The following is a 26,060-nucleotide window of genomic DNA, read 5'->3' on the forward strand; positions in this document are numbered from 1 at the left end:
GCCGGAAAATCCCGTATCCTTACGACAAGGCGCTCTACCGCCAGCGCCACAAGGTCGAGAACCTCTTCGCCAAGCTTAAAGACTGGCGGCGCGTCGCCACCCGCTACGACCGATGCGCCCATACCTTCTTCTCCGCAATCTGCATCGCCGCAACCGTCATCTTCTGGCTCTGAAACAATGAGTCCTGAGCCTAGGGCCGGTATTTGAAACTTCGTTGGACCGTATTGATTTGATAGATGTGCCTCAATTCGAGGCTTTGGTTAACTTTGGCGGTTTCTGGGGCGATAGAGCTGGCGCCAGTGAATCTGCACGTCAACGTATTATTATCAATCAGTTGGATAGCTCTCTGTACAAATTGCTGGTGGAAGTGATTGAGTCGGAGAAAGTTCGAGATGAAGTTAGGCGGTTGGTCGAACCTTTGACTAAAGACCCGTATGCTATGAAAATTTTCGTTTCAGCATTTATCGTAAATGTGATGAATTTTCGATTTTCGTTGAATGATTGGCAAACTATCTATGATCCTCAACGTGTTCGCCTCGTTATGCAAAAGTATTCCGAGCAGGTGCGCCACTTTATTCGCTTGCAAGGCGACACGATTTTTCCTCGTGCGGGACTTTTGAGCGTTCATATTCTCAAAAATTTTGCTAGCAATGAGTTGATCGGAGAGTGCTTGGTCGATCTGTATCAGCGGACTACGCGGCGGGATAATTCTGATCCTGAACTTATCTCCCTCAGGATCGCGCTGACCCGATATGGGTCAATTGAGCCAATGTTTTCCGGCGTGACAAAAGGGCAGAATATTTTTCGCTACTATGATGACATTCGAGTTTTTGGAGATACTCGGAACAACCCGGATTATTGGCTCCAACTTGGAATTGCCGCGACCGTTCATGAGGACCTCGATGCGGCGGACAGTGCTTTTAAGAACGCTTATGCGCGAGAGAAAGCTAAGTTAAAGCCAAACTTGAAGAGGATTGACAACTATTTTTCTCGCTTTGAAATGCGGAAAGCAATCCAGGAGAATGATCCAAAAGAGGCGTTTGCAACTTTCGCAAGAGCGAGTGAGCGTCTCAAGAAGCAAATCTTCCTGGAAGAAAACCGTCACTACCCGTTCAAAACTGGCCGCTATTACACCGATATAGCGGCGAAGCACTTTGCCAAATGGGACCAGAGCCAACAAGCACAGTTTGTGAGGGAAACCGGTGAGATCCATCAAAAAGCGGTCGACTGGAACGCATCTAGCAGGGAGAGCAGCGTGGACGTGGATATACTGATTAGGGAGACGTCTTCCTTGCTAAAAAGGATCGCCACGTCACAGTAAATTGTCTGAATGCTTATTTATCCTGAATGTCCGATGGTTCATCTGTTGGGCAATCAGCCTCTCTACTCCGCCGCTTCCCGCTTCCTCCCGCCCGGCCGGCGTTCCAGCAGTTCCTTCAAAAACTGCCCCGTATAGCTCCTCGGTTCCGCCACGATCGCCTCCGGCGTCCCGCTCGCCACCAGTTCGCCGCCGCCGTCGCCGCCTTCGGGGCCGAGGTCGAGGATCCAGTCGGCGGTTTTTATCACTTCGAGGTTGTGCTCGATGACGACCACCGTATTGCCCTGGTTGACCAGTTCCTGCAGCACTTCCAGCAGTTTCGCCACGTCGTGGAAGTGCAGGCCGGTGGTCGGCTCGTCGAGGATGTAGAGGGTCTTGCCGGTCGCCTTGCGCGACAGTTCCTTGGCGAGTTTTATCCGCTGCGCCTCGCCGCCGGAGAGCGTCGTGGCCTGCTGTCCGATATGGATGTAGCCGAGGCCGACATCCTTCAGCGTCTGCAATTTGTCGCGCACCGCCGGCACCGCCGAGAAGAACTCGACGCCTTCCTCCACCGTCATGTCGAGCACGTCGGCGATCGACTTACCCTTGAAGGTGACGTCCAGCGTTTCGCGGTTGTAGCGCTTGCCGTGGCAGACGTCGCAGGTGACGTAGACGTCGGGCAGGAAGTGCATCTCGATCTTGATGACGCCGTCGCCCTGGCAGGCCTCGCAGCGGCCGCCCTTGACGTTGAAGGAGAAGCGGCCCGGCTGGTAGCCGCGCGCCTTGGCTTCCGGCAGGCCGGCGAACCAGTCGCGGATCGGCGTGAAGGCGCCGGTGTAGGTCGCCGGATTGGAGCGCGGGGTGCGGCCGATCGGCGACTGGTCGATGTCGATGACCTTGTCCAAAAATTCCAGGCCCTCGATGCGGTCATGCTCGGCCGGGTGCTCGCGCGAGCCCATGATGCGGCGCGAGGCGGCCTTGAACAGCGTCTCGATCAGGAAGGTGGATTTTCCCCCGCCCGATACGCCGGTGACGGCGGTGAAGGTGCCGAGCGGGATCTCCGCCGTCACGTTTTTCAGATTGTTGCCGCGCGCGCCCACCACCTTGATGCGCTTGCCCTTCTTGCCGGGCCGGCGCTGGTCGGGCACCGCGATCTCCAACTCGCCCGACAGGTATTTGCCGGTGATCGACTCCGGATTGGCCATGATCTCGTTCGGCGTACCCTTGGCGATGACGCGCCCGCCGTGGATGCCGGCGGCGGGACCGATGTCGACGACATAGTCGGCGTGCAGGATGGCGTCCTCGTCATGCTCGACGACGATGACGGTGTTGCCGATGTCGCGCAGGTGCTTGAGCGTATCGAGCAGGCGGGCGTTGTCGCGCTGGTGCAAGCCGATGGAAGGCTCGTCCAGCACGTAGAGCACGCCGGTGAGGCCCGAACCGATCTGGCTGGCCAGGCGGATGCGCTGGCTCTCGCCGCCCGACAGCGTGCCGGAATTGCGCGCCAGCGTGAGATAGTCGAGGCCGACGTCGTTGAGGAAGCGCAGCCGCTCGCGGATTTCCTTGAGCACGCGCACGGCGATCTCGTTCTGCTTCTCGTTCAGCTTTCCCGGCAGGTCGGTGAACCATTGGTCGGCCTTGCGGATCGACTGTTCCGTCACCTCGCCGATATGCTTGCCGGCGATCTTCACCGCCAGCGCCTCGGGTTTCAGGCGATAGCCGTTGCAGGCGGGGCAGGGGGTGGCCGACATGAAGCGCTCGATCTCCTCGCGCATCCAGGCGGATTCGGTCTCCTTCCAGCGGCGTTCGAGATTGGGGATGACGCCTTCAAAACTCTTGGTCGTCTTGTAGGAGCGCAAGCCGTCGTCATAGTGGAACGTGACCTCGTTGCTGCCCGTGCCATGCAGGATGGCGTACTGGCCCTCGAACGGGATATCCTTCCACCTGTCGCCCGGCTTGAACCCGAAAACCTTGCCCAGCGCTTCCAGCGTCTGCGCGTAGTAGGGCGAGGTCGATTTCGCCCAGGGCGCGATGGCGCCGTCGCGCAGCGTGGCGTTCTCGTCCGGCACGACGAGCTGCGGGTCGATGGCGCGCTGGCTGCCCAGGCCGTCGCAGGTCGGGCAGGCGCCGAACGGGTTGTTGAAGGAAAACAGCCGCGGCTCGATCTCCGGAATGGTGAAGCCGGACACCGGGCAGGCGAATTTTTCGGAGAACAGGATACGCTCATGCGTCTCGTTGAGCGACTTGTTGGCGGCGCCGCCCTCGGCGGTCTCTTCCTTCGGCAGCGGCCGGTCGGCGAATTCCGCCACGCACAGGCCATCGGCCAGTTTCAGCGCCGTCTCGACGGAATCGGCCAGCCGCGTAGCGAGGTCCGGGCGCACCACGATGCGGTCCACCACCACGTCGATGTCGTGCTTGTATTTCTTGTCGAGCGCCGGCACGTCGGCGATCTCGTAGAACGTCCCGTCCACCTTGACGCGCTGGAACCCCTTCTTCTGGAGTTCCAGCAACTCCTTTTTGTATTCGCCCTTCCGGCCGCGCACGATGGGCGCCATGATGTAGAGGCGCGTGCCTTCCTCCAGCGCCAGCACGCGGTCGACCATCTGCGAGACCGTCTGGCTCTCGATCGGCAGGCCGGTCGCCGGCGAATAGGGCACGCCGACGCGCGCGAACAGCAGGCGCATGTAGTCGTAGATCTCGGTGACGGTGCCGACCGTCGAGCGCGGGTTCTTCGACGTCGTCTTCTGCTCGATCGAGATCGCCGGCGACAGGCCGTCGATCTGGTCGACGTCCGGCTTCTGCATCATCTCCAGGAACTGCCGCGCATAGGCCGATAGGCTCTCGACATAGCGCCGCTGGCCTTCGGCGTAGATCGTGTCGAAGGCCAGCGAGGATTTGCCGGACCCGGACAGGCCTGTCATCACCACCAGCGAATCCCGCGGCAGGTCCAGATCGACGTTCTTGAGATTGTGTTCGCGCGCGCCGCGAATGGAAATGAACTTGTGATCGGCCATGGCCGGTCTGCCGCCTCAGGTCTGAATGGTTGGATCGGCGCGGACGGGCCGGCCATTCCGTCATGTAGGTATTTTTACCGACAGGTCGAGGGATGCGACCCGTCCGGCAGGTTTAACCGGCTTTCGCGCGTGCGGGCAAGCGGCAGGAACAAATATCGAACACGCTCCTGACATCGTCATGGCAGCAGCCATGTTCGACGGGATGCAACTGAACGGCGCGTTGCGATCACATTTTCGATCGAGTTGCCGGTAACGGTTGACGCTGCGGCGTGGCGGGAGCAGACTTTCCATGTCACCGAGGCCGACCGCCGCAAAGGAGTTCTCCAGAGCGGTCTTCGAGCCGATGAAGCGGCGGCTTGCGAGACGCCGCAAGTCACGAATACGAGCTTCGGACGGCGACAGGAGCAACGGACAGGAGGAGGCATGACCCCGCCGGACAGTCCCTTGAGGCTCCACGGTTGATGGAGCCGCGGCAAGCATAGGCGTGGGTGGCGCGAGTGCCGCCGGCAGACCGTGATTGCCGATACGCTACAATCAGAGACCGTAGTCGGATCGTCGGCCGTGCGCCGCGAAGCATCCGAAATCCAAAGCCGGTGAACCTTTCCCGGCGAAAGTCATTGGGTAAAGCCCGACAAGGCCCCGTCCGCATTGCTTAGGCAGCGGCGGGGCCGTTTCGTTTGGAAAACTGCTTGACCGAGAGCAACCAAGCGGCTCCTCTTGCCACCACGACTTCCAAGACGCATTGACGTCTTGTTTGCCATGGCATTGCTATCCACTTCGCTTTGTTCGAGGCCTCTTCAGCGAGGCGTTGGTGAACAAGCTGGCGCGTGGTCGGACTTTATCCTACCTTACAGGTGAAAGGAGTCTGACCATGAACAACGCCGAGAAGGTCAGCGTTACAATGGCTCGCGAGCAAATGCAGGCAATACGCGAGAGCGTCGAGGCCGGCGAATTCGCCACCACTAGCGAGGCTATGCGTGACGCGGTGCGAGTATGGCAGCGACAACGCCTTGAGGACGCGCAGCGCCTCGAAGCCATGCGCGCCCGCATCCATCGCTCCATTGACGATCCGCGTCCCAGCCTGAGCTTGGAAGAAGCGGAAGCGGAATTGGCGCGCTTCATCGAGACCGAGGCCAAGGGATCGAATGCAGCGCCTTAAGGTCACGTTGCGTCCCGAAGCAATCGCTGATCTCAAAGCAATTTATCGTTCCATCGCTCAAGCCAGCCAGAGCCATGCTCTCGCTTCCGGGTTCATCGATCGAATCGTCGCCAGGTGCCGAAGGATTGGTGACGTGCCGTATGGTGGCAGACCGAGGGATGACCTAGAATCCGGATTGCGGCTCGTGCCTTTTGAACGCAGCGCTGTAGTCGCTTACCGCGTTGGTAAAGTCGTCGAAATTGTCAACGTATTCTACGGCGGCCGCGACTATGAGGCCTTATACCGCGGTGGAGAGGACACGAAGGAGTAGCGCGCCGGCGCTGACTATCCCGTCGAGGTACGACTGTAGGAAACGCCAGAATCTTCAACGAAAAAAAAGCCGGGCAATGCCCGGCTTTTCCATTTGCTTTAGCGTCAGCTAAAAAATCAGCCGACGATTTCCGTATCCGAGAACCAGTAGCGGATTTCCTGGGCGGCGGTTTCGGGGGCGTCGGAGCCGTGCACCGAGTTCTCGCCGATCGACAGCGCATGGGCCTTGCGGATGGTGCCCTCATCGGCGTTGGCCGGGTTGGTCGCGCCCATCACTTCGCGGTTCTTAGCGATGGCGTTTTCGCCTTCCAGAACCTGCACGACCGTCGGGCCGGACGACATGAACGCGCACAGTTCGTCGAAGAAGGGGCGTTCCTTGTGGACGGCGTAAAAACCCTCGGCCTCGCGGCGGCTCATCCACACGCGCTTGGAAGCGACGACGCGCAGGCCGGCCTCCTCCAGCATCTTGGTGATCGCGCCGGTCAGGTTGCGCTTGGTCGCGTCGGGCTTGATCATGGAAAAGGTGCGTTCGGTCGCCATGTGTCGTCCTTGCTGGATGAAATGAAAGTGGCGGCTCTATACAGGCCGCCTCCGCCATTGCCAAGGGGAGGCGGGTTTTGCTGCACCCGGCCGCGTTCGGTCTCTGCGTTGACTCTTTAAATCAGGCATGTTCGCAGCCTTGTGGGATAGTCGCGTAGGGCGGCGCACCCCCACCCCTAACCCCTCCCCACAAGGGGGAGGGGGACTTTGCGGTGACGCCACATCACGCTGACACTGATGGTTTTGATAGAAACGGCAGTGTCGGCGTCTCCCTCCCCCTTGCGGGGAGGGGACAGGGGTGGGGGTGCTGGACGCCGGATCATACCCGGAACGGGGTCGGCTCTTTACGCCGCTGCCGCAAAACTCCGCCCAACGCCGTCATAAAGGTCCAGGCATCGCTCGAACCATGCCTGCACGGGATCCGACGTGTCCAGGAATTCGTAGGTCGAGGTCACGCGCACCCATTGCAGCGCGCCGAAGACGATATGGTCGCAGAACAGCGGCGATTGGCCGCCGATGAAGGGCTGCTGGCCCAGCGTCTCGCGCAGCGGGTCCAACCTTTTGCGGAAGGCGGCGAGGTGCGCGTCGCGTTCCTCGCCCACTTCCTCCAGCGTCTTGCCGTAGCGTTTCTCGCGGCTGTCGCGAAAATAGACTTGGTTGGCCTCGTCCTGTCGGTGGTGGATTTCGAGCAGCGCCGCCGATCCGAGGAAGGGGTGAAGCTGCGTCTGCGACCAGCGTTCGATGAAGCGGGCCATCGCCTTGCCGCCATCGCCGGCGAACAGGGTTGGCCGGTCCGGATAGGCTTCCTCCAGATAAAGCGCGATGGCGAAGGAGTCGGCGATGACCTTGTCGCCGTCGCGGATGACCGGGATCGTTTTCGACGCTCCGTTCTCGACCTTGGGCACGTCGATGAAGCGGGTAGGCACGGACTTGAAATCGAGCCCCTTGTGGGCCAGCGCCATGCGGGTCTTCCAGCAATGCGGGCTGAAAGGCGCGGCGGGGTTCTCTCCGACGAGGTCGTAAAGCAGAATGGTCATTGGCGGTGGCGTCCCTGAAGGCTAGGTACTGCGCGGGCAATGAGTGCACGCATGGGAAAATTCGATGAAGCAGCATTTCATGATGTTCGCGGCCTACAATCAATGGGCCAACAACCGCATCTACGATGCCGCTCTTGAATTGACCGACGAGGAGTTCAACCGCCCGGTCGGCGCCGTCTTCGGCTCGCTGATGGGAACGCTCAACCACCTGCTGGTCACCGACCGCATCTGGATGAAACGTTTCACCGGCGAGGGCGACGCGCCGGCCGCGCTCGACGCGATCGTCCACAAGGGCCTGGGGGCCTTACGCGTATCGCGTGAGACAGAGGACCGGCGCATCATCGACTGGCTGGGAAGCCTGAGCGAGAAGGAATTGGCCGGGCGCTTCACCTATATGACGGTGACCGACATGCGTACCGTGTCGCAGCGGCTGGCGCCGGCGCTGGCCCATCTTTTCAACCATCAGACCCATCACAGAGGCCAGGCGCATATGATCCTGACCGTGCTTGGCCAGCCGTCCGTGCCGCTGGACCTGATCTACTTCCAGCGCACCGAAGAAGGGCGGTCGTTCGCGTGAGGATCACGTAAGAATATTTTAGATAATATTTCGAAAAGACGTTTACTGCGTCAAAACTGTCCCAGCAACCTTAAGCTTAAAATTGAAACCGAAAAGGCGCTCTATTCGTAATTGCATGTGGCGACTGGGGGCAACCTGGACGCCGAGGCAAACCACGAGGAGAGTGTTATGGCTAGAATCTTGACGAGCCTCGCCGCGACCTTGGCGAGTGGAATTATCATCGGCGCGACCTGCCTTCCGGTAGCCGCAGCCGGCCTGGGTGTCGGTGTCGGCGCCTCGATCGGCGGCAAGAGCGGTATCAACGCGGGCGTCGGAGCAAGTGTCGGCGGCAAGAACGGCGTTAATGCAGGTCTCGGCACATCGGTCGGCGGCAGCAATGGCGTCAATGCCGGGCTCGGTGCTTCCGTTGGCGGCGCGCGCGGCGTCAACGCCGGAGCAGGCGCGTCGGTCGGCGGTGCGAGCGGCGTCGATGCCGGCGCCACGGCATCGATCGGCGGCAGCAGCGGCGTCAACGCCGGTGTAGGCGCCTCGATCGGTGGGTCCAATGGCGTCACCGCCGGTTTGGGCGCGAATGTCGGGAACGGGGTAGGCGTCGGTGTGGGCGTCGGCATCGGCGGCGGAACCACGACGACGAATCCGCGCGGGCCGACCACTCCTGGCAATCCCGGCGGACCGACCACTCCCGGAAATCCGGGAACGCCGGGCAATCCCCCGAGCGTGATCGCGAACATGTCCGACGGACAGATGATGAAGATGAAGCACCGCTGCGTCGACGTCCTGTCCAGCAACGGCGGCTATGATCGCGACCTGCGCGAACTGTGCCTGATGCTGAAGCAGATGTGAAACTTCGCTTCCTTGCGTCTTTCAACGAACTGGCCCGCCGCGCGGCGGGCCAGTGCCTGTGCGGACCTCGCCGATTTACCGTCGTCAATCTAGGTTTCCCACCGTATTCTTTCGCCAACGCCCGCTTGCCTTCGCCCGCGCGCTCGTCAATAACCCGCGCACCATGCTGATCATCGACGACCTTTCGCTGCGCATCGCCGGGCGCCTGCTTCTCGACCACGCCTCGCTCACCCTGCCGGCCGGCACGAAGGCGGGTCTTGTCGGGCGCAACGGCACCGGCAAGACCACCCTGTTTCGCGCCATCACCGGCGACATGGCCTCCGAGACCGGCTCCGTCTCCTTTCCCAAGAACACGCGCATCGGCCAGGTGGCCCAGGAGGCGCCGGGCACCGAGGAGCCGCTGATCGAGATCGTGCTGAAGGCGGACAAGGAGAGGGCGGCGCTGCTCGAGGAAGAGAAGACGGCGACCGATCCGCACCGCATCGCCGAAATTCACATGCGGCTGGCCGACATCGACGCGCATTCGGCGGAATCGCGCGCGGCGACCATCCTGGCCGGTCTCGGTTTCGACGACGAGGCGCAACGGCGCCCGGCCTCGTCGTTCTCCGGCGGCTGGCGCATGCGCGTGGCGCTGGCGGCGGTGCTGTTTTCGCAGCCCGATCTGCTGCTGCTCGACGAGCCGACCAACTATCTCGACCTCGAAGGCACGCTGTGGCTGGAGAACTACGTCGCGAAATATCCGCACACGGTCCTGCTGATCAGCCACGACCGCGACCTGCTCAACCGTGCCGTCAACTCGATCGTCCATCTCGATCAGAAGAAGCTGACCTTCTGGCGTGGCGGCTACGACCAGTTCGAGCGCCAGCTTTCCGAGCAGCGGGAGTTGCAGGAGAAGGGCCGGGTCAAGCAGGAGGCGGCGCGCAAGCACCTGCAATCCTTCGTCGACCGGTTCCGTGCCAAGGCCTCGAAGGCGCGCCAGGCGCAGTCGCGCATCAAGGCGCTGGAGAAGATGAAGCCGATCGCCGCGCTGGTAGACGACACGGTGCGGCCGTTCTCCTTCCCGGAGCCGGTCAAGACCGTGGCGTCGCCGATCGTGGCGCTGTCGGGCGTGGATGTCGGCTACGATACGGGCAGGCCGATCCTCAAGAAGCTCAACCTGCGCATCGACAATGACGACCGCATCGCGTTGCTCGGCGCCAACGGCAACGGCAAGTCCACCTTCGCCAAGCTGCTGGCCGGCCGTCTCAAGGGCGAGACCGGCACGATGACGGTGGCGCCCGGCCTCAAGGTGGCGATCTTCGCGCAGCACCAGTTGGACGATCTGCGTCCCGAGGAGAACGCCTACGAGCATGTGCGCCGGCTGATGCCGGACGCGCCGGAGGCGAAGGTGAGGGCGCGCGTCGCCAATTTCGGTCTGGCGACCGAGAAGATGAACACGCCGGCCAAGGACCTGTCCGGCGGCGAGAAGGCGCGTCTGCTGATGGGGCTTGCCGCCTTCGACGGCCCGAACCTGTTCATCCTCGACGAGCCGACGAACCATCTGGACATCGATTCGCGCGAGGCGCTGGTGCATGCGCTGAACGAGTTCCCCGGCGCGGTCATCCTCATCAGCCATGACCGGCATCTGCTGGAAGCGACCGCCGACCGGCTCTGGCTGGTCAAGGACGGCGCGGTCAATCCCTATGACGGCGATCTCGACGATTACAAGACGCTGGTGACGGGCGTGTCCGTCAATTCCAGGGAGAAGCGGGAAGCGGAAAAGGCTTCCAAGGCCGATCGCAGGCGCGAGGCCGCCGCCCGGCGCGCCGCGTTCGAGCCTCTGGCCAAGGAAATCCGCGCCACCGAAGGACTGATGGACCGCCTGCGCAAGCGCATCGACACGATCGAGGACCAGCTCGCCGACCCGGCGCTGTACGAGAAGGACCCGGTCGGCGCCACACGGCTCGCCAAGGAACGCTCTGACCTTTCGGGCCAGCTTTCCCGCAACGAGGAGCGATGGCTCGAGATGAGCGCGGAATACGAGGCGGGGATCGCGGAGTAGACGAGCAGAGCGGACACGCCCACTTCCTCGTCATCCTATGGCGCAGCCCATGCCCGAAGGACAGGGGCGAAGACCATAGGATCCATGCCTGAACGGCATGGCAGCATGAGGCGGTGCAAGAGGCACCTTGTTTTGCACCGTATCACATTCTGCCGATTGTCAGGCATGGATCCCCGGGTCGCGCCCTTCGCTTCGCTCGGGCTTGCCCGAGGATGACGAAGAGGCAGTGGCCTGCTTTGATGAGGTTGAGGATGAAGCATGTCGCGCGCTGGCCCCTGCGATACTTTCCAGAAAGCCCTACACGAAAAGCAGCCGAAGGCGTAGAAGGGCCGCATGAACCAACATACGCCGATCAAGCCCGCCAAAGCCGGTATCAGCATCGGCCATTCGGCCTGCCCGCACGACTGTCCGTCCACCTGCGCGCTCGACGTCGAACTGCTCGGGCCTGATCGCATCGGCCGCGTCCACGGGGCAAAGGACAATTCCTATACGGCCGGCGTCGTCTGCGCCAAGGTCGCCCGCTATGCCGACCGCGTCCATCATCCGGACCGGCTCCTGAAGCCCCTGATCCGCGCCGGAGCCAAAGGCGAGGGCGTCTGGAAAGAGGCAAGCTGGGAGACCGCGCTCGACCTTGTGGCCGAGAAATTCGATGCGGCCGAGGCGAAATACGGGTCGGAGACGGTCTGGCCCTATTTCTATGCCGGCACGATGGGCCTGGTGCAGCGCGACGGCATCGAGCGGCTGCGCCACGCCAAGAAATATTCCGGCTTCTTCGGCTCCATCTGCACCAACCTCGCCTGGACCGGCTATGTGATGGGCACCGGCTCGCTGCGCGGCGCCGACCCGCGCGAGATGGCGAAATCGGATTGCGTGGTGATCTGGGGTACCAACGCCGTCGTTACCCAGGTCAACGTGATGACCCATGCGATCAAGGCGCGCAAGGAGCGCGGCGCCAAGATCGTCGTGATCGACGTCTACGAGAACGCTACGGTCAAGCAGGCCGACATGGGGCTGGTGCTGAAGCCCGGCACCGACGGGGCGCTGGCCTGTGCGGTCATGCACGTCCTGTTCCGCGACGGACTGGCGGATTGGCCCTACCTGGAAAGATACACGGACGACCCGAAAGGGCTGGAAGCGCATCTGGCTGACAGGACACCGGAATGGGCGGCCGCCATCACCGGCCTTTCCGTCGCGGAGATCGAAGCCTTCGCCCGGCTGGTCGGCACCACGAAGAAAACCTTCTTCCGGCTTGGCTACGGTTTCTCGCGCCAGCGCAACGGTCCGGTCAACATGCACGCGGCGCTCTCGATCGCGGCTGTCACCGGCTGCTGGCAGTATGAGGGCGGCGGTGCATTCAACTCCAATTCCGGTATTCTCAAGCTCGATACCGGGACGCTGGAGGGCAACCGCCTGCGTGATCCGACGATCCGCTATCTCGACCACTCGCGCATCGGCCCGGTGCTGATGGGCCACGAGGACGCGCTGTTCGGCGGCCCGCCGGTGACGGCGCTGCTGATCCAGAACACAAACCCCGCCAATGTCGCGCCCGAGCAGCGGCTGGTGAAGCAGGGTTTCCTTCGCGACGACCTGTTCACCTGCGTCCACGAGCAGTTCATGACCGATACGGCCAGGCTCGCCGACGTCGTGCTGCCGGCGACGATGTTCCTGGAGCACGACGACATCTACAAGGGCGGTGGCAACCAGCACATCACGCTGGGGCCGAAGGTGATCGAGCCGCCGGCCGGCCCGCGCACCAACCATTACGTGATCGAGGAGCTGGGAAAGCGGCTGGGCGTGGCGGATATGCCGGGATTCGGCATGAGCGAGCGCGAGCATATCGACCTGATGCTGGCGAAACGCGGCCTGAGCTTCGAGACGCTCAAGGCGCAGCGCTGGGTCGATCTCCAGCCCGATTTCGAGACCGCGCATTTCCTGAAAGGGTTCGGCCATCCCGATGGGAAATTCCGGTTCCGGCCGGAATGGGCAGGGGGCTTCGCGCCGAACCGGCCGCCGAAGGTGATGGGCGTGGCGTTCGGTCCCTACGGCCGGCTGCCGCAGTTTCCCGACCATATCGACCTGATCGAGGTGGCGGACGAAAAGCATCCGTTCCGGCTCGCAACGTCGCCGGCTCGCAATTTCCTGAATTCTTCCTTCACCGAGACGCCGGTCTCGAAGGAGAAGGAAAGCCGGCCGCAACTGCTGATCCATCCGGACGATGCGGCAGCACTCGGATTGGCCGATGGCGACCGCGTGGAAATCGGTAACACACGCGGCGAGGTGGTTCTCCACGCAAAGGTCTTCGACGGGCTGAAGCGGAGTGTAGTGATCGCCGAGGGCATCTGGCCGAACAGCGCCCATGAGCGCGGAGAGGGCATCAACGTGCTGACCGGCGCCGACGCGCCCGCGCCCTATGGCGGCGCGGCAGTGCACGACAACAAGGTCTGGGTCCGCGCCGCCCGATAAGGATTACCTGCCTCTTCCCCTCTCGGCGAACTGGAACCTCAGGTTGATCGCCGCAAGCGGTGCCGGCGAGGCAGCCGCATAGGTGAACAGCCCGACACCTCCCGGCGAGCGGAGCGCCAGCAGGCCGGGCTGCCGGCCAATGGTTGCGGACATGACGGACAAGGCCCGGCTGTCGGCAAGGACCTGATCGGCCTGACTGCCCGAACCCGGCACGACCTCGACCTGTGCCGTCTCGAGCCTCACATCGGGATATCCCCGGCAGCGCTGCGCCGTCCTTGCCGCGCCGTTCAGGCACGGCAGTTCCGTCGACAAGGCTCCCGCGAGCGCCGAGACAAGCGCGTCTCCCTGTTGGGAAAGCCCCGGCTGCGAAGCTGCGAATGCGTCCACCTCGGTTATCGTCAGCCGGCCTTCTGCGACATTGCTGTCGACATGGTACCCCCGGGCTTCCAATGCCTGCGACAACCGGTCGAGAAGCATCCGGGTCGCGAGTTCCACTTGGCGCCTTGGATCCAGGGGAAGATCATTCGCCGGCGTCGCCTTGCCGGCCGGCGCACTGCTCTGGGCTTTCTGCGCGGTGACGAAATCGTCGCGCGAGACAAGGTTCGCCGAGACGAGCAGGACGATGAGGATGAACACCACGCCCGCCAGCATGTCGACCATCGGGACGAAATAGCTGTGGGACTGCTGCGGCTCCATCGAACCCATGTCGGAAGGGCCGGACATGTCAGGAAACCGCCACGGCTTTCTGCGATCCGGTCGCCGGCTCCGGCGCGGCCGCGGGCAGCGGCGGCACAATCTCCGCCGGCAGAGGCTCTCCGGTGCCGCGCAGCGGGATCATTTCCTCGATCAGGATCTGCAATTCCGCGAGGCGCGCCTGGATCTGGTCGAGGATGATCCTCTGCGCGCCGCCCATCAGCATCGAGATGCCGATGCCGGTGATGGAGGTGAGAAACTTGAAGGTCGCCGCATGCAGCAGCATCGTCAGCGCTGCGCGCGCGTCGGCAAGATCCGCCGAGAGCATGGAGCGGCTGGCGAAGTAGAGGCCGGCGACGAGGCCGAGAAAGGTGAAGATCAGGCCGAGGCCGACGAAATCATTCGGCAGGCCGAGGAAGAACCGCAGCCGGACGCCTCCGTGCTCGAGGGCCGCCATGTTGAGATAGTGCGCGGGCGGGCGCGGGGCCGTGACGCGGCCGCGATCGTCCTGCGACAGCGTTGCGCGGAACAGTTTCCAGCTGCGCGCCACGATGGGATGACCGGCCATCACCGTATCGACGGATGCAAGCTGGCGCGCCGCGTCCTCGCGCCGAGAGGCGATCCTGCGCAGCGCATCGGCAACGCCGTCCAGATCCCGCAGCATCGGCGAGATGCGGCCGAGATAGGTGTAGAGGAAAAGGACAATCGCCAGCACCACCATCGCCACGCACAGCCCCAGCGCGGTGGACGGCGAGTTGAACAGGTTGAGATAGAGGTTCGCCAGCGGGATGAGCAGCGCCTTGAACCCGCTCGCGGTGGAATGGGACGCGCCGGGGGCGTGGGCCAACTGGCCGATTATCCAGGCCGCGCCAACGAGCAGCGCGAACAGCGTCAGGTTTCTTCGCATGCGCTATCCTTGATATGCGGGTTGGCCCGGCCCGTCTTCACGAACTCCGCGCGGGCGTGCCCCTTAGGCCTCCAAATGCGGCACAAACGTGTCTGCCGCTATCGAGGCGGGGCGCGAAACGGGTATACCAGATGACATTTGGGTGAACAGATCCGGCTGAAGCGGGACAGCGCGCCCTGTGGAACGGTCAGGGCGTGATACGCGCCAGTCGTTCGAGGTCGATTTCGTCGCGAACCGGGCGAGGAGACGCAATGACGAGGCCGCCATTGTCGGTCTCGTCGACTATGCCCGGAAAGGCAGCCCGTCCGCTTTCCATGCGCACCTTGCCCTCGGCGAGCAACGACAACGCGAGCGGATAGATCCGGTGCTCGGCCTTCAGCACGCGCGCGGAAAGCGCGGCCTCGTCGTCGTCCGTCATGACGGGCACGGCCGCCTGGGCGATGATCGGCCCGTCGTCCACGTCCGCCGTTACGAAATGAACGGTGCAGCCGTGAATGCGCAGCCCGGCATCCAGCGCGCGGCGGTGGGTGTCCAGCCCCTTGAACGACGGCAGCAGGGCAGGGTGGATGTTGATCATCCGGCCCTGCCACTTCTCCACCAGCGGGGTGCCGAGCCTGCGCATGTAACCGGCCAGCGCCACCAGCTCGGCGCCGAATTCGCCAAGCGCCTGGTCGATGGCCGCATCGTGCGCCTCGCGATCGGCGAAGTCCTTGCGCGCCACCACCTTGACCGGGATGCCGCGCGCAATGGCGATGCCGAGGCCGGGTGCGTCCGCCTTGTCGGAGACGACGCCGGCGATCTCTGCCGGATAGTCGGGGTCTGCGGCCGCGTCGATCAGCGCGGTCATGTTGGAGCCGCGTCCCGAAATCAGCACCGCCGTGCGCTTGCGGGTCATAGGCCGATCGCTCCCTGATAGATCACGCCGGCCTCCCGCCTCGGCACGATCCGGCCGACCGGCGTCACGGTCTCGCCGGCTTCCTGCAGGACAGCGGCCACCTGTGCGGCCTGCCCTGACGCGACCACGATAACCATGCCGATGCCGCAATTGAAGGTGCGCATCATTTCCGCCGCCTCGACGCCGCCGGCCTTCGCCAACCATGAAAAGACCGCAGGCACGTCGATCGATTCGAGATCAAGCTCGGCCGAGAAGTCCTTCGGCAGCACGCGTGGGATGTTGTCGGGAAAGCCGCCGCCGGTGATGTGGGCGAGGGCCTTGATGCCATGCGTGCCGCGCACCGCCTTGAGAACGGATTTCACGTAGATGCGCGTCGGCTCCAGCAACGCCTCGGCAAGCGTGACGTCCTTGGCGAAGGGGGCAGGCGCATCCCATGCGAGTCCACTCGCGCCCACGATGCGGCGTACCAGCGAGAATCCGTTCGAATGCACGCCCGAGGACGCCAGCCCAAGCAGAACGTCGCCCTCGACGATGTCGTCCGTCGGCAGAAGCTGGCCGCGCTCGGCCGCACCCACCGCGAAGCCGGCGAGATCGTAGTCCTTGTCCTGGTACATGCCAGGCATTTCGGCCGTCTCGCCGCCGATCAGCGCGCAGCCCGCCCGCCGGCAGCCTTCGGCGATGCCGGACACGATCGCCGCGCCCTGCTCGGGATCGAGCTTTCCCGTCGCGAAATAGTCGAGGAAGAACAGCGGCTCGGCACCCTGGACGACCAGGTCGTTCACGCACATGGCGACGAGATCGACGCCGATCGTGTCGTGCTTGCCGGCCTCTATGGCGATGCGCAGCTTGGTGCCGACACCATCATTGGCCGCGACGAGGACCGGGTCGGAGAAACCGGCTGCCCTGAGGTCGAAAAGCCCGCCGAACCCGCCGATCTCACCATCGGCGCCGGGCCTGCGCGTGGCGCGGACCAGCGGCTTGATCTTCTCGACCATGAGGTTGCCGGCATCGATATCGACGCCTGCGTCGGCGTAGGTGAGGCCGTTGCTGCGTTCGCTCATGGCGTTGTTCCTGGGCGGGCTCCTGCTTGCCTTGCCGGCTCTTCGCACGAACGGGACGGACTGCGCAAGCAAACCCGTCGCGCGTTCATCCTTATGCGCGGCAAAACCGTGGATAGCGCGGACGGTGGCGGCGATCCATTGCGCTTTTCGCGGGCTTCGCCCATGGTTCGGGCAGGACAAATGGAATGGCCGCCTCTTGGTGACGATCCCCAACCTGATCACCATATTGCGTTTCCTGCTGGTGCCGGCCGTCGTGCTGGCCATGCTCCAATCCCATTGGGACTGGGCCTTCCTCGGCTTCGTCGTCGCCGGCATTTCGGACGGCGTCGACGGCTTCATCGCCCGACAGTTCGACCAGCGCTCGCGCCTGGGCGCCTATCTCGACCCGATGGCGGACAAGCTTCTTCTGGTTTCGGTCTTCGTCGTGCTGGGCATCATCGGGCAACTGCCGCTTTGGCTGGTCGTCGCCGTGGTGTCGCGCGACGCGCTCATCATCTGCGCCGTCGTGCTGTCGACGGTGATGGGGCATCCGGTCGAGATGAAGCCGCTGATGGTCTCCAAGGCAAACACCGCGATCCAGATCGTGCTGGCGGCCGAAGTGCTTGCTGAACTGACCTTCGATCTCGACCTCGCCACGGTCCGGCATGGGCTTGTGTTGCTTTCGGGCCTCTTGACCGTCGCTTCGGCTGCGGCCTATCTCGTTTCCTGGTTGAGGCATATGAGCGGCTATGGCGAAGGCACCCCCCCTCAGGCATGACGAGGAGGTCGACGAGGCCGCCGCTTCGGCGGCGTTCCGGCGGCAGATCCTGTTCTGGCTTGTCTGCGTCATCGTCCTGGCCGTCTTTTTCTACCTGTTCAGCGACATCCTGCTGCCGTTCCTGGCCGGTATCGTGCTCGCCTATTTCCTCGATCCCGTTGCCGATCGCCTCGAGCGGATCGGCCTCTCGCGCGTCATGGCGACGGTCGTCATCCTGTTCGCCTTCGTCGTCGTCGTGGTCCTGGGTTTCGTCATCCTGGTTCCACTTCTGGCGACCCAGATGTCGGATTTCGCCGGCAAGCTGCCGGATTATCTGACGCGCCTGCAATCGCTCATCACCAGCTTCGATCCGCAATGGCTGGAGCAGCGCTTCGGCGTCGACGCGAACAATCTGCGCGAGGGTCTGAGTTCCCTCGTCTCGTCCGGCTTCGGACTGCTGACAACCGTTTTCCAGTCTCTATGGAGTTCCGGCGTCGCGCTGGTGTCGGTCGCCAGCCTGCTGGTGGTGACGCCGGTGGTCGCCTTCTACATGCTGCTCGACTGGGACCGGATGGTCGCGGTGGTCGATAGCTGGGTGCCGCGCGACCACGTCCATACCGTCCGGCAGATCGCCACGGACATCAACCATGCCACGGCCGGCTTCGTGCGCGGGCAGGGCACGCTGTGCCTCATCCTTGGCGCAATGTACGCCGTCGGGCTGACGCTGACCGGGCTGAATTTCGGCATCCTGATCGGGCTGTTCGCCGGGCTGATCAGTTTCATCCCCTATGTCGGCTCGCTCACCGGGCTGGTGCTGGCGCTGGGCGTCGCCTTCGTCCAGTTCTGGCCCGACTGGATCATGATCGTCGCTGTGGCTTGCGTGTTCTTCGTCGGCCAGTTCATCGAAGGCAACATCCTGTCGCCCAAGCTGGTGGGCAAGAGCGTCGGCCTGCATCCGGTCTGGTTGATGTTCGCGCTGTTCGCCTTCGGCGCGCTGTTCGGCTTCGCCGGCCTGCTGATCGCGGTTCCGGCCGCCGCCGCCATCGCCGTGCTGGTGCGGTTCGCCATCGCCCGCTATCTCGAATCGCCGCTCTACAAGGGCCATGAGACCAGGCCGGTGCCGCCGTTGGAGACGAGGCGCGGCCGGACGCGGAAGACCACCCGATGACCGTGGCGCACAAGCCCCGGCAGCTCCCGCTCGATCTCGGACACGGAACCGGCTATTCGCGCGACGACCTCGTCGTCTCTCCCGCCAATGCCGAAGCGGCCGCCCTGATCGACCGCTGGCCCGACTGGCCGGCGCCCGTGGTCGTGCTGGCCGGGCCGCCGGGCGCGGGCAAGACACACCTCGCAACGATCTGGCGCGACATGGCCGGCGCGGTTTCGCTCCCCGCCGATTCGATCGGTGACGCCTCGCCGGAGGCGGACGGCCGTGCCGTCCTGGTCGACGACATGGACGCCGGTCCGGTCGACGAGCGGGGCCTGTTCCATCTGATGAACGCGACGCGCGCCGCGAACGCGCAACTGCTCTTGACCGCCCGCCGCTTTCCGCTGGCCTGGGGGTTGACCCTGCCGGATCTGGTGTCGCGACTGAAGGCGGCGGCGACGGTCGAGATCCACGAGCCAGACGACCTGCTTCTGGCCGGGGTCATGACCAAGCTGTTCGCGGACCGCCAGGTCGAGGTGGAGCCGCATGTGGTGCAATATCTGGTGCGTCGCATCGAGCGGTCGCTGTCCACCGTCATGCGCGTGGTGGAAAAGCTCGATCGTGCCGCGCTCGAGCAGAAAAGCCGCATCACCCGCGCCCTGGCCGCCGAGATCGTCAGCGCGATGGACGAAGGGCAGCGGGAGCTCGACCTGTAGGCGATCAGCAAGGTGATTGCCAGAGGGATGGTCGGAGTGGAGAGATTCGAACTCCCGACCCTCTGGTCCCAAACCAGATGCGCTACCAGGCTGCGCTACACTCCGACGCGATGTGTTGCTAGTGGTTCGGCGCCGGCAAGGCAAGCGCAAAAAGCCCGTTCGCCCTGTCTTGTCTTGCTCTTGCCGGCCACGCACAGTAATCACGGGAACAGCACAGGCCGGCAAGGCCGCAGCCAGATGAGGTTTCGATGTCAGCGCGCATTTTCAGCCCCTCCAAGACCGCCATGCAGTCCGGCAAGGCGAAGACCGGCTATTGGGTGCTCGAGTTCGACCCTGAACTGCCGCGAAAGATCGACCCGCTGATGGGCTACACGTCCTCCGGCGACATGAAGAGCCAGATCCGCCTTTCCTTCGAGAGCAAGGAGGAAGCGATCGCCTACGCCGAGAAGCACGCCATCGCCTATCGGCTCGAAGAGCCGAAGGAAGCGAAGCGCCGGACGATTTCCTATGCGGACAATTTCCGCTATGACCGCCGCACGCCCTGGACCCATTAAGGCAATCTGTCACGCCAGGGCGGCATGGCGTGCGGTCCCGTAGCTCAGCCGGATAGAGCACCGGCCTTCTAAGCCGATGGTCGCAGGTTCGAATCCTGCCGGGATCGCCAACAATTCAACGGGTCAGCCCGGCCTCCGAAGGTGAAAGTTTTAACTCGCCGGAGAGGCGGGGCTCCAACTTTTCACGAGCATTCGTCCGAGACGGCGTCCAACCCATCTGAAGGATTCTCAGGCTGACGCGGCCGCCTTGAGACCCTCCAGAAGATCCGCCTTGAGGTCTTCGACGGTTTCCAGGCCGATCTGCAGGCGGATCAGCGGGCCGGCATACGGTCCCTTGGCCACGGTCCGGTCACCGAGGAACACCGCCACGGCGAGGCTTTCATAGCCACCCCAGGAATAGCCGAGGCCGAACAGTTTCAGCGCGTCGAGAAAAGCGTGCTGCTCTTTTTGGCCGCCGCCGGCGAGCACGATGGAGAAGACGCCGCTGGAGCCCGAGAAATCGCGCTTCCAGAGCGCGTGGTCCGGGTGGCTGGGCAGTGCCGGGTGCAGCACCTGCGCGACGCCGGGCTGCCCTTCCAGCCAGCCGGCGATGTCGAGTGCGCTCTTGCGGTGGTGTTCCAGCCTGACCCCCATGGTGCGCAGGCCGCGCAGCACCTGGTAGACGTCGTCCGGACCGGAGCAGCAGCCGAGCGTGACAAAGCCCTCGTGGAGCTGCTTCCAGTGCGTCTCGTTCGCCGACACGGTGCCGAGTAGGACGTCGGAATGGCCGGCGGGATACTTGGTCGCCGCATGGATCGAGATATCGACCCCGTGATCGAGCGGCTTGAAATAGAGCGGCGTCGCCCAGGTGTTGTCCATCATGACGACGGCGCCGCGCGCCCGTGCCGCCTTGGCGATGGCCGGAATGTCCTGCAGCTCGAAGGTGTTCGAGGCGGGCGACTCGGTAAAGACGATTCGCGTGTTAGGCTTCATCAGCGCCGCGATGCCGGCGCCGATCCGAGGATCGTAATATTCGATCTCGACGCCGAGGCGCGTCAGCATCGTATCGGCGAAATGCCGCGTCGGATGGTAGACCGAATCGACGATCAGCACATGGTCGCCGGCCGCTGCAAAGGCGAGCAGGGGGATGGTGACCGCCGCCAGCCCGGACGGGACGACGATGGTGCCCGCAGAGCCTTCGAGCGCGTCGATCGCCGAGGCGAGCGCGTCGGTGGTCGGTGTCCCGCGGGTGCCGTAGGTGTATTTCTGCGCCCGGGACGCCATCGCCCCGGCGTTCGGATAGAGCACCGTCGACGCGTGCACGACGGGCGGATTGACGAAGCCGTGGAAGTCGCGTGGGTCGTTGCCGCCGTGGGCGAGGCGCGTGTCGACGCCCCAATTCGCGTCATTCTTTGCCATTTCGTCTCCTCGGTGTGTTCTTCAGGCAATAAATCGCCGCCCGACGGCGTGCAACCTTGCAAGTCCCGCCACGCGCGACGACAGGCTGGGCCAAGCGACACAAGCGCGCATCTGCCGGTACGGAGACACGTGCCGACCTGAATTGTGGCTTCGGTGGGGAGGTTTGCCGTCTTTCGGTCATTTTTCTTGACCTCACCTGAATAATCGCCTTCGATACCGATTGTGAATGGGAGGCAGCTTCGGGCGTCCGTCGGGACGCCGCGCTTCGGAAGTGGGCCGATGGACGTGCTGCGTTTCACACGGGAAAAACAACAGGCTCTGCCTGAACAACAGAAAAAGGGTTTGTGGGTATGAAACACATTGCAATCGGTATTCTCGGAGCGGCGGCCGTCGGCTTCATGGCCTCGGCCGCTTCCGCCGACACGCTGAGCGACGTGAAGGCGAAGGGCTATGTCCAGTGCGGCGTGAATACCGGCCTTGCCGGCTTTTCCGCGCCGAACGACAAGGGCGAGTGGACGGGCATCGACGTCGATTTCTGCCGCGCGGTCGCTGCGGCCGTGTTCGGCGACGGCACCAAGGTGAAGTTCACCGGCCTCTCCGCCAAGGATCGCTTCACCGCGCTCCAGTCGGGCGAGATCGACATCCTGTCGCGCAACACGACCTGGACGATCAACCGCGACACCGCGCTCGGCCTCAACTTCGCCGGCGTCACCTACTATGACGGCCAGGGCTTCATGATCAATTCGAAGAAGCTGCCCGGCGTCAATTCGGCCCTGCAGCTTTCCGGCGCCGCCATCTGCGTGCAGTCCGGCACGACGACCGAACTCAACCTCGCCGACTACTTCAAGGCGAACAAGATGGAGTACAATCCGGTCGTCTTCGAGAAGTTCGAGGAAGCCAACGCCGCCTACGATTCGGGTCGCTGCGACGCCTACACGACCGACCAGTCCGGTCTCTATGCCGTGCGCCTGCAGATGGCCTCGCCGGATGATCACGTCGTTCTGCCGGAGATCATCTCCAAGGAGCCGCTCGGCCCATCCGTGCGCCAGGGCGACGACAAGTGGTTCGACATCGTCAAGTGGACCTACTACGCGCTGCTCGATGCCGAGGAAGCCGGCGTGACGCAGGCCAACGTCGACGAGATGAAGAACTCCGACAACCCCGACATCAAGCGCCTCCTCGGCACCGAAGCCGAGACCAAGATCGGCACCGATCTCGGCGTCTCGAACGACTGGGTCGTCAACATCATCAAGGCCACCGGCAATTACGGCGAGATTTTCGAGCGTAACGTCGGCCAGGGTAGCCCGCTGAAGATCGCGCGCGGCATCAACGCCCTGTGGACCAAGGGCGGCCTGCAATACGGCATGCCGATCCGCTGACCATCGAACCGGGCCGGAGGAATGATCCTCCGGCCCTTTTTGCCTCCGCGATTCAACAATAACATCAGGTCGCAGGGGCGCGTCATGGGAAGGGGAACCCTGTGGCACAAGACATCATCCGCGAAGAGCCCGCCCGGGCGTCGCTGATCTACGATCCGAAAGTTCGCGGAATCTTCTTTCAGGTGGTTCTCATGGCGGCCCTGGCACTGGGCCTCTGGTGGATCGTCGGCAATACGATCGAGAACCTGCACCGCTCCCACATCGCCACCGGCTTCGGCTTCCTGAGGGGCCGCGCCGGCTTCGACATCTCCAATACGCTGATCGACTACAGTTCCGACTCCTCGTACGGGGACGCGCTGGTCGTCGGCGTTCTCAACACGATCATCGTCGCGGTCGCCGGCATCATAACGGCGACGATCGTCGGCTTCCTGGTCGGCATCGGGCGGCTGTCGAAGAACTGGCTGATCCGCAAGCTGGCGACCGTCTACATCGAGATTTTCCGCAACATTCCGCCGCTGCTGGTGATCCTGTTCTGGTATCAGGGCGTGCTGGCGCTGCTGCCGAACGTGCGTGACAGCTATTCGCTGCCGTTCGGCTCCTATCTCAACAATCGCGGCTTTTATTTTCCGCGCTTCGTCTGGGGCGAGGGTTCGTGGCTGGTGCTGGCGGGCCTGGTGCTCGGGGTCGCGCTTTCCTGGTATGTCGCGCGCCGGGCGCGCGCCAGGCAGATGGCGACAGGACAGCAGTTCCCGGTATTCTGGACATCTGTCGCGCTGATCGTTGGATTGCCTCTGCTCGCCTTCATGCTGACCGGCTTCCCGCTGAGCTTCGACCTGCCGAAGAAGGGAACCTTCAATCTGACCGGCGGGCTGAACGTCAAGCCGGAGTTCCTGTCGCTTTATCTGGCGCTATCGTTCTACACGGCGTCCTTCATCGCCGAAATCGTGCGCGCCGGCATCATCGGCGTTCCGAAAGGGCAGACGGAGGCGTATTCCGCGCTCGGGCTCCGTTCCGGCCTCGGATTGCGGCTGGTCATCATCCCGCAGGCCATGCGCATCATCATCCCGCCGCTGACCAGCCAGTATCTCAACCTGACCAAGAACTCATCGCTCGCGGTGGCGATAGGCTATCCGGACCTCTACGCCATCGGCGGAACGATCCTGAACCAGACGGGACAGGCCATCGAAGTCGTCGTCGTCTTCATGGTCGTCTATCTCGGCATCAGCGTCCTGACGTCGCTGTTGATGAACTGGTTCAACACCAAGATGGCGTTGAAGGAGCGATAGGCCATGCAGGAACATGATATGGCCTGGGTACGGACCGAAATGGCGCTGGCCGAGGCGGCGCCGCGTTCACAGGTGGGGCCGGGCGCATGGATGCGCAGGAACCTGTTCGCGACGCCCGTGGATTCGGTCCTCACCATCTTTGCCCTGCTTTTGATCGCATGGGCGCTGCCGCAGATCCTGAACTGGCTGTTCTTCGGCGCGGTATGGACCGGCGCGGACCGCACTGCCTGCCTGACCACGGAGCAGGGCGGCCAGTTGCCGGCCGGCTGGTCGGGCGCCTGCTGGCCCTTCGTCAGCGGCCGCTTCGGGCAGTTCATGTTCGGGCGCTATCCCGTGGACCAGCGCTGGCGGGTCATCCTGACGGGGTTGATCTTCATCGCCCTGCTGGCGCCGCTGCTCATTCCGCGCGCGCCGTTCAAGCGGCTGAACGCGATCCTTTTCTTCGCGGTCTTCCCGTTCGTGGCTTTCTTCCTGCTGGTGGGCGGCTGGTTCGGTCTGCGGTTCGTCGAGACGCCTCTGTGGGGCGGCTTGATGGTGACGCTCGTCATCTCCTATGTCGGCATCGTCGTCTCGCTGCCGCTGGGCATCCTGCTGGCGCTCGGGCGCCGCTCGAAGATGCCGATCGTCAAGCTGCTCTCGGTGATCTTCATCGAGGCGGTGCGCGGCGTGCCTTTGGTGACGGTGCTGTTCATGGCGAGCTTCATGCTGCCGCTGTTCGTGCCGCCGGGCATGAGCTTCAACAAGCTCCTGAGGGCGCTGATCGGCGTGGCGCTGTTCGCCTCCGCCTACATGGCCGAGGTCGTTCGCGGCGGCCTGCAGGCCATTCCGAAGGGGCAGTACGAGGGCGCGGACTCGCTCGGGCTGACCTACTGGCAGAAGATGGGCTTCATCGTCATGCCGCAGGCGCTCAAGCTGGTCATTCCCGGCATCGTCAACACCTTCATCGGCATGTTCAAGGACACTACGCTGGTGCTGATCATCTCGATGTTCGATCTTCTGGGTGTCGTGAAGCAGAACATCTCCGGCGATCCGACATGGGCAACGCCGCAGACGGCCAAGACCGGCTATGTCTTCGCCGCCGCCATATTCTGGGTGTTCTGCTTCGGCATGTCACGATACTCGCAATACATGGAGCGCCGGCTCGACACCGGCCACAAGCGCTAGAAAAGGAACCGCCAGATGGCCATCGAAAACGCAGTCAAGGCCGACGAAATCGCGGTCGACAGGAACAGGATGCACATCTCCGACACCGACGTGGCGGTCGAGATCATCGGCATGCACAAATGGTACGGCGAGTTCCACGTGCTGAAGGACATCAATCTGAAGGTCATGCGCGGCGAGCGCATCGTCATCTGCGGGCCGTCGGGTTCGGGCAAGTCGACCATGATCCGCTGCATCAACCGGCTGGAAGAGCACCAGAAGGGCAAGATCATCGTCGACGGCAAGGAACTGACCAACGATCTGAAGAAGATCGACGAGGTGCGCCGCGAGGTCGGCATGGTGTTCCAGCACTTCAACCTGTTCCCGCATCTGACGATCCTGGAGAACTGCACGCTCGCGCCGATCTGGGTGCGCAAGATCCCGAAGAAGCAGGCGGAGGAAACCGCCATGCACTTCCTGGAGCGCGTCAAGATTCCCGAGCAGGCGAACAAATATCCCGGCCAGCTTTCCGGCGGCCAGCAGCAGCGCGTGGCGATCGCGCGCTCGCTGTGCATGAACCCGCGCATCATGCTGTTCGACGAGCCGACCTCGGCGCTCGATCCCGAGATGATCAAGGAAGTGCTGGAGACGATGGTGGGGTTGGCCGAGGAAGGCATGACCATGCTGTGCGTCACCCACGAGATGGGTTTTGCCCGCAAGGTCGCCAACCGCGTCATCTTCATGGACGCCGGCCAGATCGTCGAGCAGAACACGCCGGCCGAGTTCTTCGACCATCCGCGCCATGAGCGGACCAAGCTGTTTCTGTCGCAGATACTGCATTGACGAGAGCGGCAGTCGGAATTCGGCA

Annotated in this window: 24 protein-coding genes and 2 tRNA genes; 17 read left to right on the forward strand and 9 right to left on the reverse strand. The window is 63.4% G+C overall.

Going from position 1 to position 26,060, the window contains the following annotated elements:
* Together ABMA46_RS10435 and ABMA46_RS10440 are read left to right on the forward strand one after the other, a co-directional pair.
* On the forward strand, positions 1–173 hold a 173-nt coding region (locus tag ABMA46_RS10435; protein WP_348999620.1), incomplete at its 5' end, for a transposase.
* Between the two features lie 41 nt (positions 174–214).
* Positions 215–1,321 (forward strand): hypothetical protein, encoded by a 1,107-nt coding sequence (locus ABMA46_RS10440; RefSeq protein ID WP_348999289.1) that lies wholly within the window; start codon positions 215–217, stop codon positions 1,319–1,321.
* A 62-nt stretch (positions 1,322–1,383) separates the two neighbouring features.
* Here ABMA46_RS10440 and uvrA read toward each other — a convergent pair whose 3' ends face one another.
* On the reverse strand, positions 1,384–4,311 hold the full coding sequence (gene uvrA / locus ABMA46_RS10445; RefSeq protein WP_348999290.1) for an excinuclease ABC subunit UvrA: 2,928 nt from the start codon (positions 4,309–4,311) through the stop codon (positions 1,384–1,386).
* An 871-nt stretch (positions 4,312–5,182) separates the two neighbouring features.
* Between uvrA and ABMA46_RS10450 the strand changes: the two genes are divergently transcribed.
* Together ABMA46_RS10450 and ABMA46_RS10455 are read left to right on the forward strand one after the other, a co-directional pair.
* Positions 5,183–5,470 (forward strand): ribbon-helix-helix domain-containing protein, encoded by a 288-nt coding sequence (locus ABMA46_RS10450; protein WP_348999291.1) that lies wholly within the window; start codon positions 5,183–5,185, stop codon positions 5,468–5,470.
* Positions 5,457–5,780 (forward strand): type II toxin-antitoxin system RelE/ParE family toxin, encoded by a 324-nt coding sequence (locus ABMA46_RS10455; protein WP_348999292.1) that lies wholly within the window; start codon positions 5,457–5,459, stop codon positions 5,778–5,780. The genes ABMA46_RS10450 and ABMA46_RS10455 overlap by 14 nt, the downstream gene beginning before the upstream one ends.
* A gap of 116 nt (positions 5,781–5,896) precedes the next feature.
* On the opposite strand, the gene ndk is transcribed toward ABMA46_RS10455, so the two are convergent.
* Both ndk and ABMA46_RS10465 read right to left on the reverse strand, forming a co-directional pair.
* Complete coding sequence (gene ndk / locus ABMA46_RS10460) at positions 5,897–6,319, reverse strand: nucleoside-diphosphate kinase (protein ID WP_348999293.1); 423 nt, start codon at positions 6,317–6,319, stop codon at positions 5,897–5,899.
* Positions 6,320–6,663: 344 nt separating this feature from the next.
* Positions 6,664–7,356 carry a glutathione S-transferase family protein gene (locus ABMA46_RS10465; RefSeq protein WP_348999294.1) on the reverse strand — a complete coding sequence of 231 codons (693 nt, stop codon included), beginning with the start codon at positions 7,354–7,356 and terminating at the stop codon, positions 6,664–6,666.
* A gap of 64 nt (positions 7,357–7,420) precedes the next feature.
* Between ABMA46_RS10465 and ABMA46_RS10470 the strand changes: the two genes are divergently transcribed.
* The 4 genes from ABMA46_RS10470 (at position 7,421) to ABMA46_RS10485 (ending at position 13,280) form a co-directional block, all read left to right on the forward strand.
* A complete protein-coding gene (locus ABMA46_RS10470; protein WP_348999295.1) occupies positions 7,421–7,933 on the forward strand; it encodes a DinB family protein in 513 nt (170 codons plus the stop codon).
* Between the two features lie 168 nt (positions 7,934–8,101).
* On the forward strand, positions 8,102–8,776 hold the full coding sequence (locus ABMA46_RS10475) for a hypothetical protein (RefSeq protein WP_425475723.1): 675 nt from the start codon (positions 8,102–8,104) through the stop codon (positions 8,774–8,776).
* A gap of 163 nt (positions 8,777–8,939) precedes the next feature.
* A complete protein-coding gene (locus ABMA46_RS10480; protein ID WP_348999297.1) occupies positions 8,940–10,817 on the forward strand; it encodes an ABC-F family ATP-binding cassette domain-containing protein in 1,878 nt (625 codons plus the stop codon).
* Positions 10,818–11,150: 333 nt separating this feature from the next.
* Positions 11,151–13,280 (forward strand): molybdopterin-containing oxidoreductase family protein, encoded by a 2,130-nt coding sequence (locus ABMA46_RS10485; protein ID WP_348999298.1) that lies wholly within the window; start codon positions 11,151–11,153, stop codon positions 13,278–13,280.
* A gap of 3 nt (positions 13,281–13,283) precedes the next feature.
* Here ABMA46_RS10485 and ABMA46_RS10490 read toward each other — a convergent pair whose 3' ends face one another.
* The 4 genes from ABMA46_RS10490 to purM all read right to left on the reverse strand — a co-directional run bounded on the left by ABMA46_RS10490 (position 13,284) and on the right by purM (position 16,836).
* Positions 13,284–14,003, reverse strand: a complete 720-nt coding sequence (locus ABMA46_RS10490; RefSeq protein ID WP_348999299.1) for a hypothetical protein — start codon at positions 14,001–14,003, stop codon at positions 13,284–13,286.
* 1 nt (position 14,004) lies between these two features.
* Entirely contained in the window at positions 14,005–14,880 is an 876-nt protein-coding gene (locus ABMA46_RS10495; protein ID WP_348999300.1) for a hypothetical protein, read from the reverse strand.
* A 187-nt stretch (positions 14,881–15,067) separates the two neighbouring features.
* A complete protein-coding gene (gene purN / locus ABMA46_RS10500) occupies positions 15,068–15,775 on the reverse strand; it encodes a phosphoribosylglycinamide formyltransferase (protein WP_348999301.1) in 708 nt (235 codons plus the stop codon).
* The gene (purM, locus tag ABMA46_RS10505; RefSeq protein ID WP_348999302.1) at positions 15,772–16,836 is read right to left on the reverse strand and encodes a phosphoribosylformylglycinamidine cyclo-ligase; all 1,065 of its coding nucleotides are present in this window, start codon (positions 16,834–16,836) and stop codon (positions 15,772–15,774) included. The genes purN and purM overlap by 4 nt, the downstream gene beginning before the upstream one ends.
* 199 nt (positions 16,837–17,035) lie before the next feature.
* Here purM and ABMA46_RS10510 point away from each other — a divergent pair, with 199 nt between their 5' ends.
* From ABMA46_RS10510 to hdaA, 3 genes are read left to right on the forward strand one after another with little or no spacing between them, the layout of a single operon-like run.
* Positions 17,036–17,593, forward strand: coding sequence for a CDP-alcohol phosphatidyltransferase family protein (locus tag ABMA46_RS10510; RefSeq protein ID WP_348999622.1), 558 nt, complete (start codon positions 17,036–17,038; stop codon positions 17,591–17,593).
* On the forward strand, positions 17,565–18,740 hold the full coding sequence (locus ABMA46_RS10515; RefSeq protein WP_348999303.1) for an AI-2E family transporter: 1,176 nt from the start codon (positions 17,565–17,567) through the stop codon (positions 18,738–18,740). The genes ABMA46_RS10510 and ABMA46_RS10515 overlap by 29 nt, the downstream gene beginning before the upstream one ends.
* Positions 18,737–19,435 (forward strand): DnaA regulatory inactivator HdaA, encoded by a 699-nt coding sequence (gene hdaA / locus ABMA46_RS10520; protein WP_348999304.1) that lies wholly within the window; start codon positions 18,737–18,739, stop codon positions 19,433–19,435. The genes ABMA46_RS10515 and hdaA overlap by 4 nt, the downstream gene beginning before the upstream one ends.
* A gap of 28 nt (positions 19,436–19,463) precedes the next feature.
* Here hdaA and ABMA46_RS10525 read toward each other — a convergent pair.
* Positions 19,464–19,540, reverse strand: a tRNA-Pro gene (locus ABMA46_RS10525).
* A gap of 143 nt (positions 19,541–19,683) precedes the next feature.
* Between ABMA46_RS10525 and ABMA46_RS10530 the strand changes: the two genes are divergently transcribed.
* The gene (locus ABMA46_RS10530) at positions 19,684–19,989 is read left to right on the forward strand and encodes an ETC complex I subunit (protein WP_348999305.1); all 306 of its coding nucleotides are present in this window, start codon (positions 19,684–19,686) and stop codon (positions 19,987–19,989) included.
* 33 nt (positions 19,990–20,022) lie between these two features.
* A tRNA-Arg gene (locus ABMA46_RS10535) sits at positions 20,023–20,099 on the forward strand.
* A gap of 118 nt (positions 20,100–20,217) precedes the next feature.
* On the opposite strand, the gene ABMA46_RS10540 is transcribed toward ABMA46_RS10535, so the two are convergent.
* On the reverse strand, positions 20,218–21,387 hold the full coding sequence (locus ABMA46_RS10540; RefSeq protein ID WP_348999306.1) for a cystathionine beta-lyase: 1,170 nt from the start codon (positions 21,385–21,387) through the stop codon (positions 20,218–20,220).
* Positions 21,388–21,737: 350 nt separating this feature from the next.
* Between ABMA46_RS10540 and ABMA46_RS10545 the strand changes: the two genes are divergently transcribed.
* The 4 genes from ABMA46_RS10545 (at position 21,738) to ABMA46_RS10560 (ending at position 26,035) form a co-directional block, all read left to right on the forward strand.
* The gene (locus tag ABMA46_RS10545) at positions 21,738–22,766 is read left to right on the forward strand and encodes an amino acid ABC transporter substrate-binding protein (protein WP_348999307.1); all 1,029 of its coding nucleotides are present in this window, start codon (positions 21,738–21,740) and stop codon (positions 22,764–22,766) included.
* 101 nt (positions 22,767–22,867) lie between these two features.
* Complete coding sequence (locus ABMA46_RS10550; RefSeq protein ID WP_348999308.1) at positions 22,868–24,052, forward strand: amino acid ABC transporter permease; 1,185 nt, start codon at positions 22,868–22,870, stop codon at positions 24,050–24,052.
* A gap of 3 nt (positions 24,053–24,055) precedes the next feature.
* Positions 24,056–25,216, forward strand: a complete 1,161-nt coding sequence (locus tag ABMA46_RS10555) for an amino acid ABC transporter permease (protein WP_348999309.1) — start codon at positions 24,056–24,058, stop codon at positions 25,214–25,216.
* Positions 25,217–25,231: 15 nt separating this feature from the next.
* Complete coding sequence (locus tag ABMA46_RS10560; protein WP_348999310.1) at positions 25,232–26,035, forward strand: amino acid ABC transporter ATP-binding protein; 804 nt, start codon at positions 25,232–25,234, stop codon at positions 26,033–26,035.
* The last annotated feature ends 25 nt before the right edge of the window (positions 26,036–26,060 follow it).

This window comes from Mesorhizobium hunchu, from assembly GCF_040081975.1.
GTDB classification, from domain to species: Bacteria; Pseudomonadota; Alphaproteobacteria; order Rhizobiales; family Rhizobiaceae; genus Mesorhizobium; species Mesorhizobium hunchu.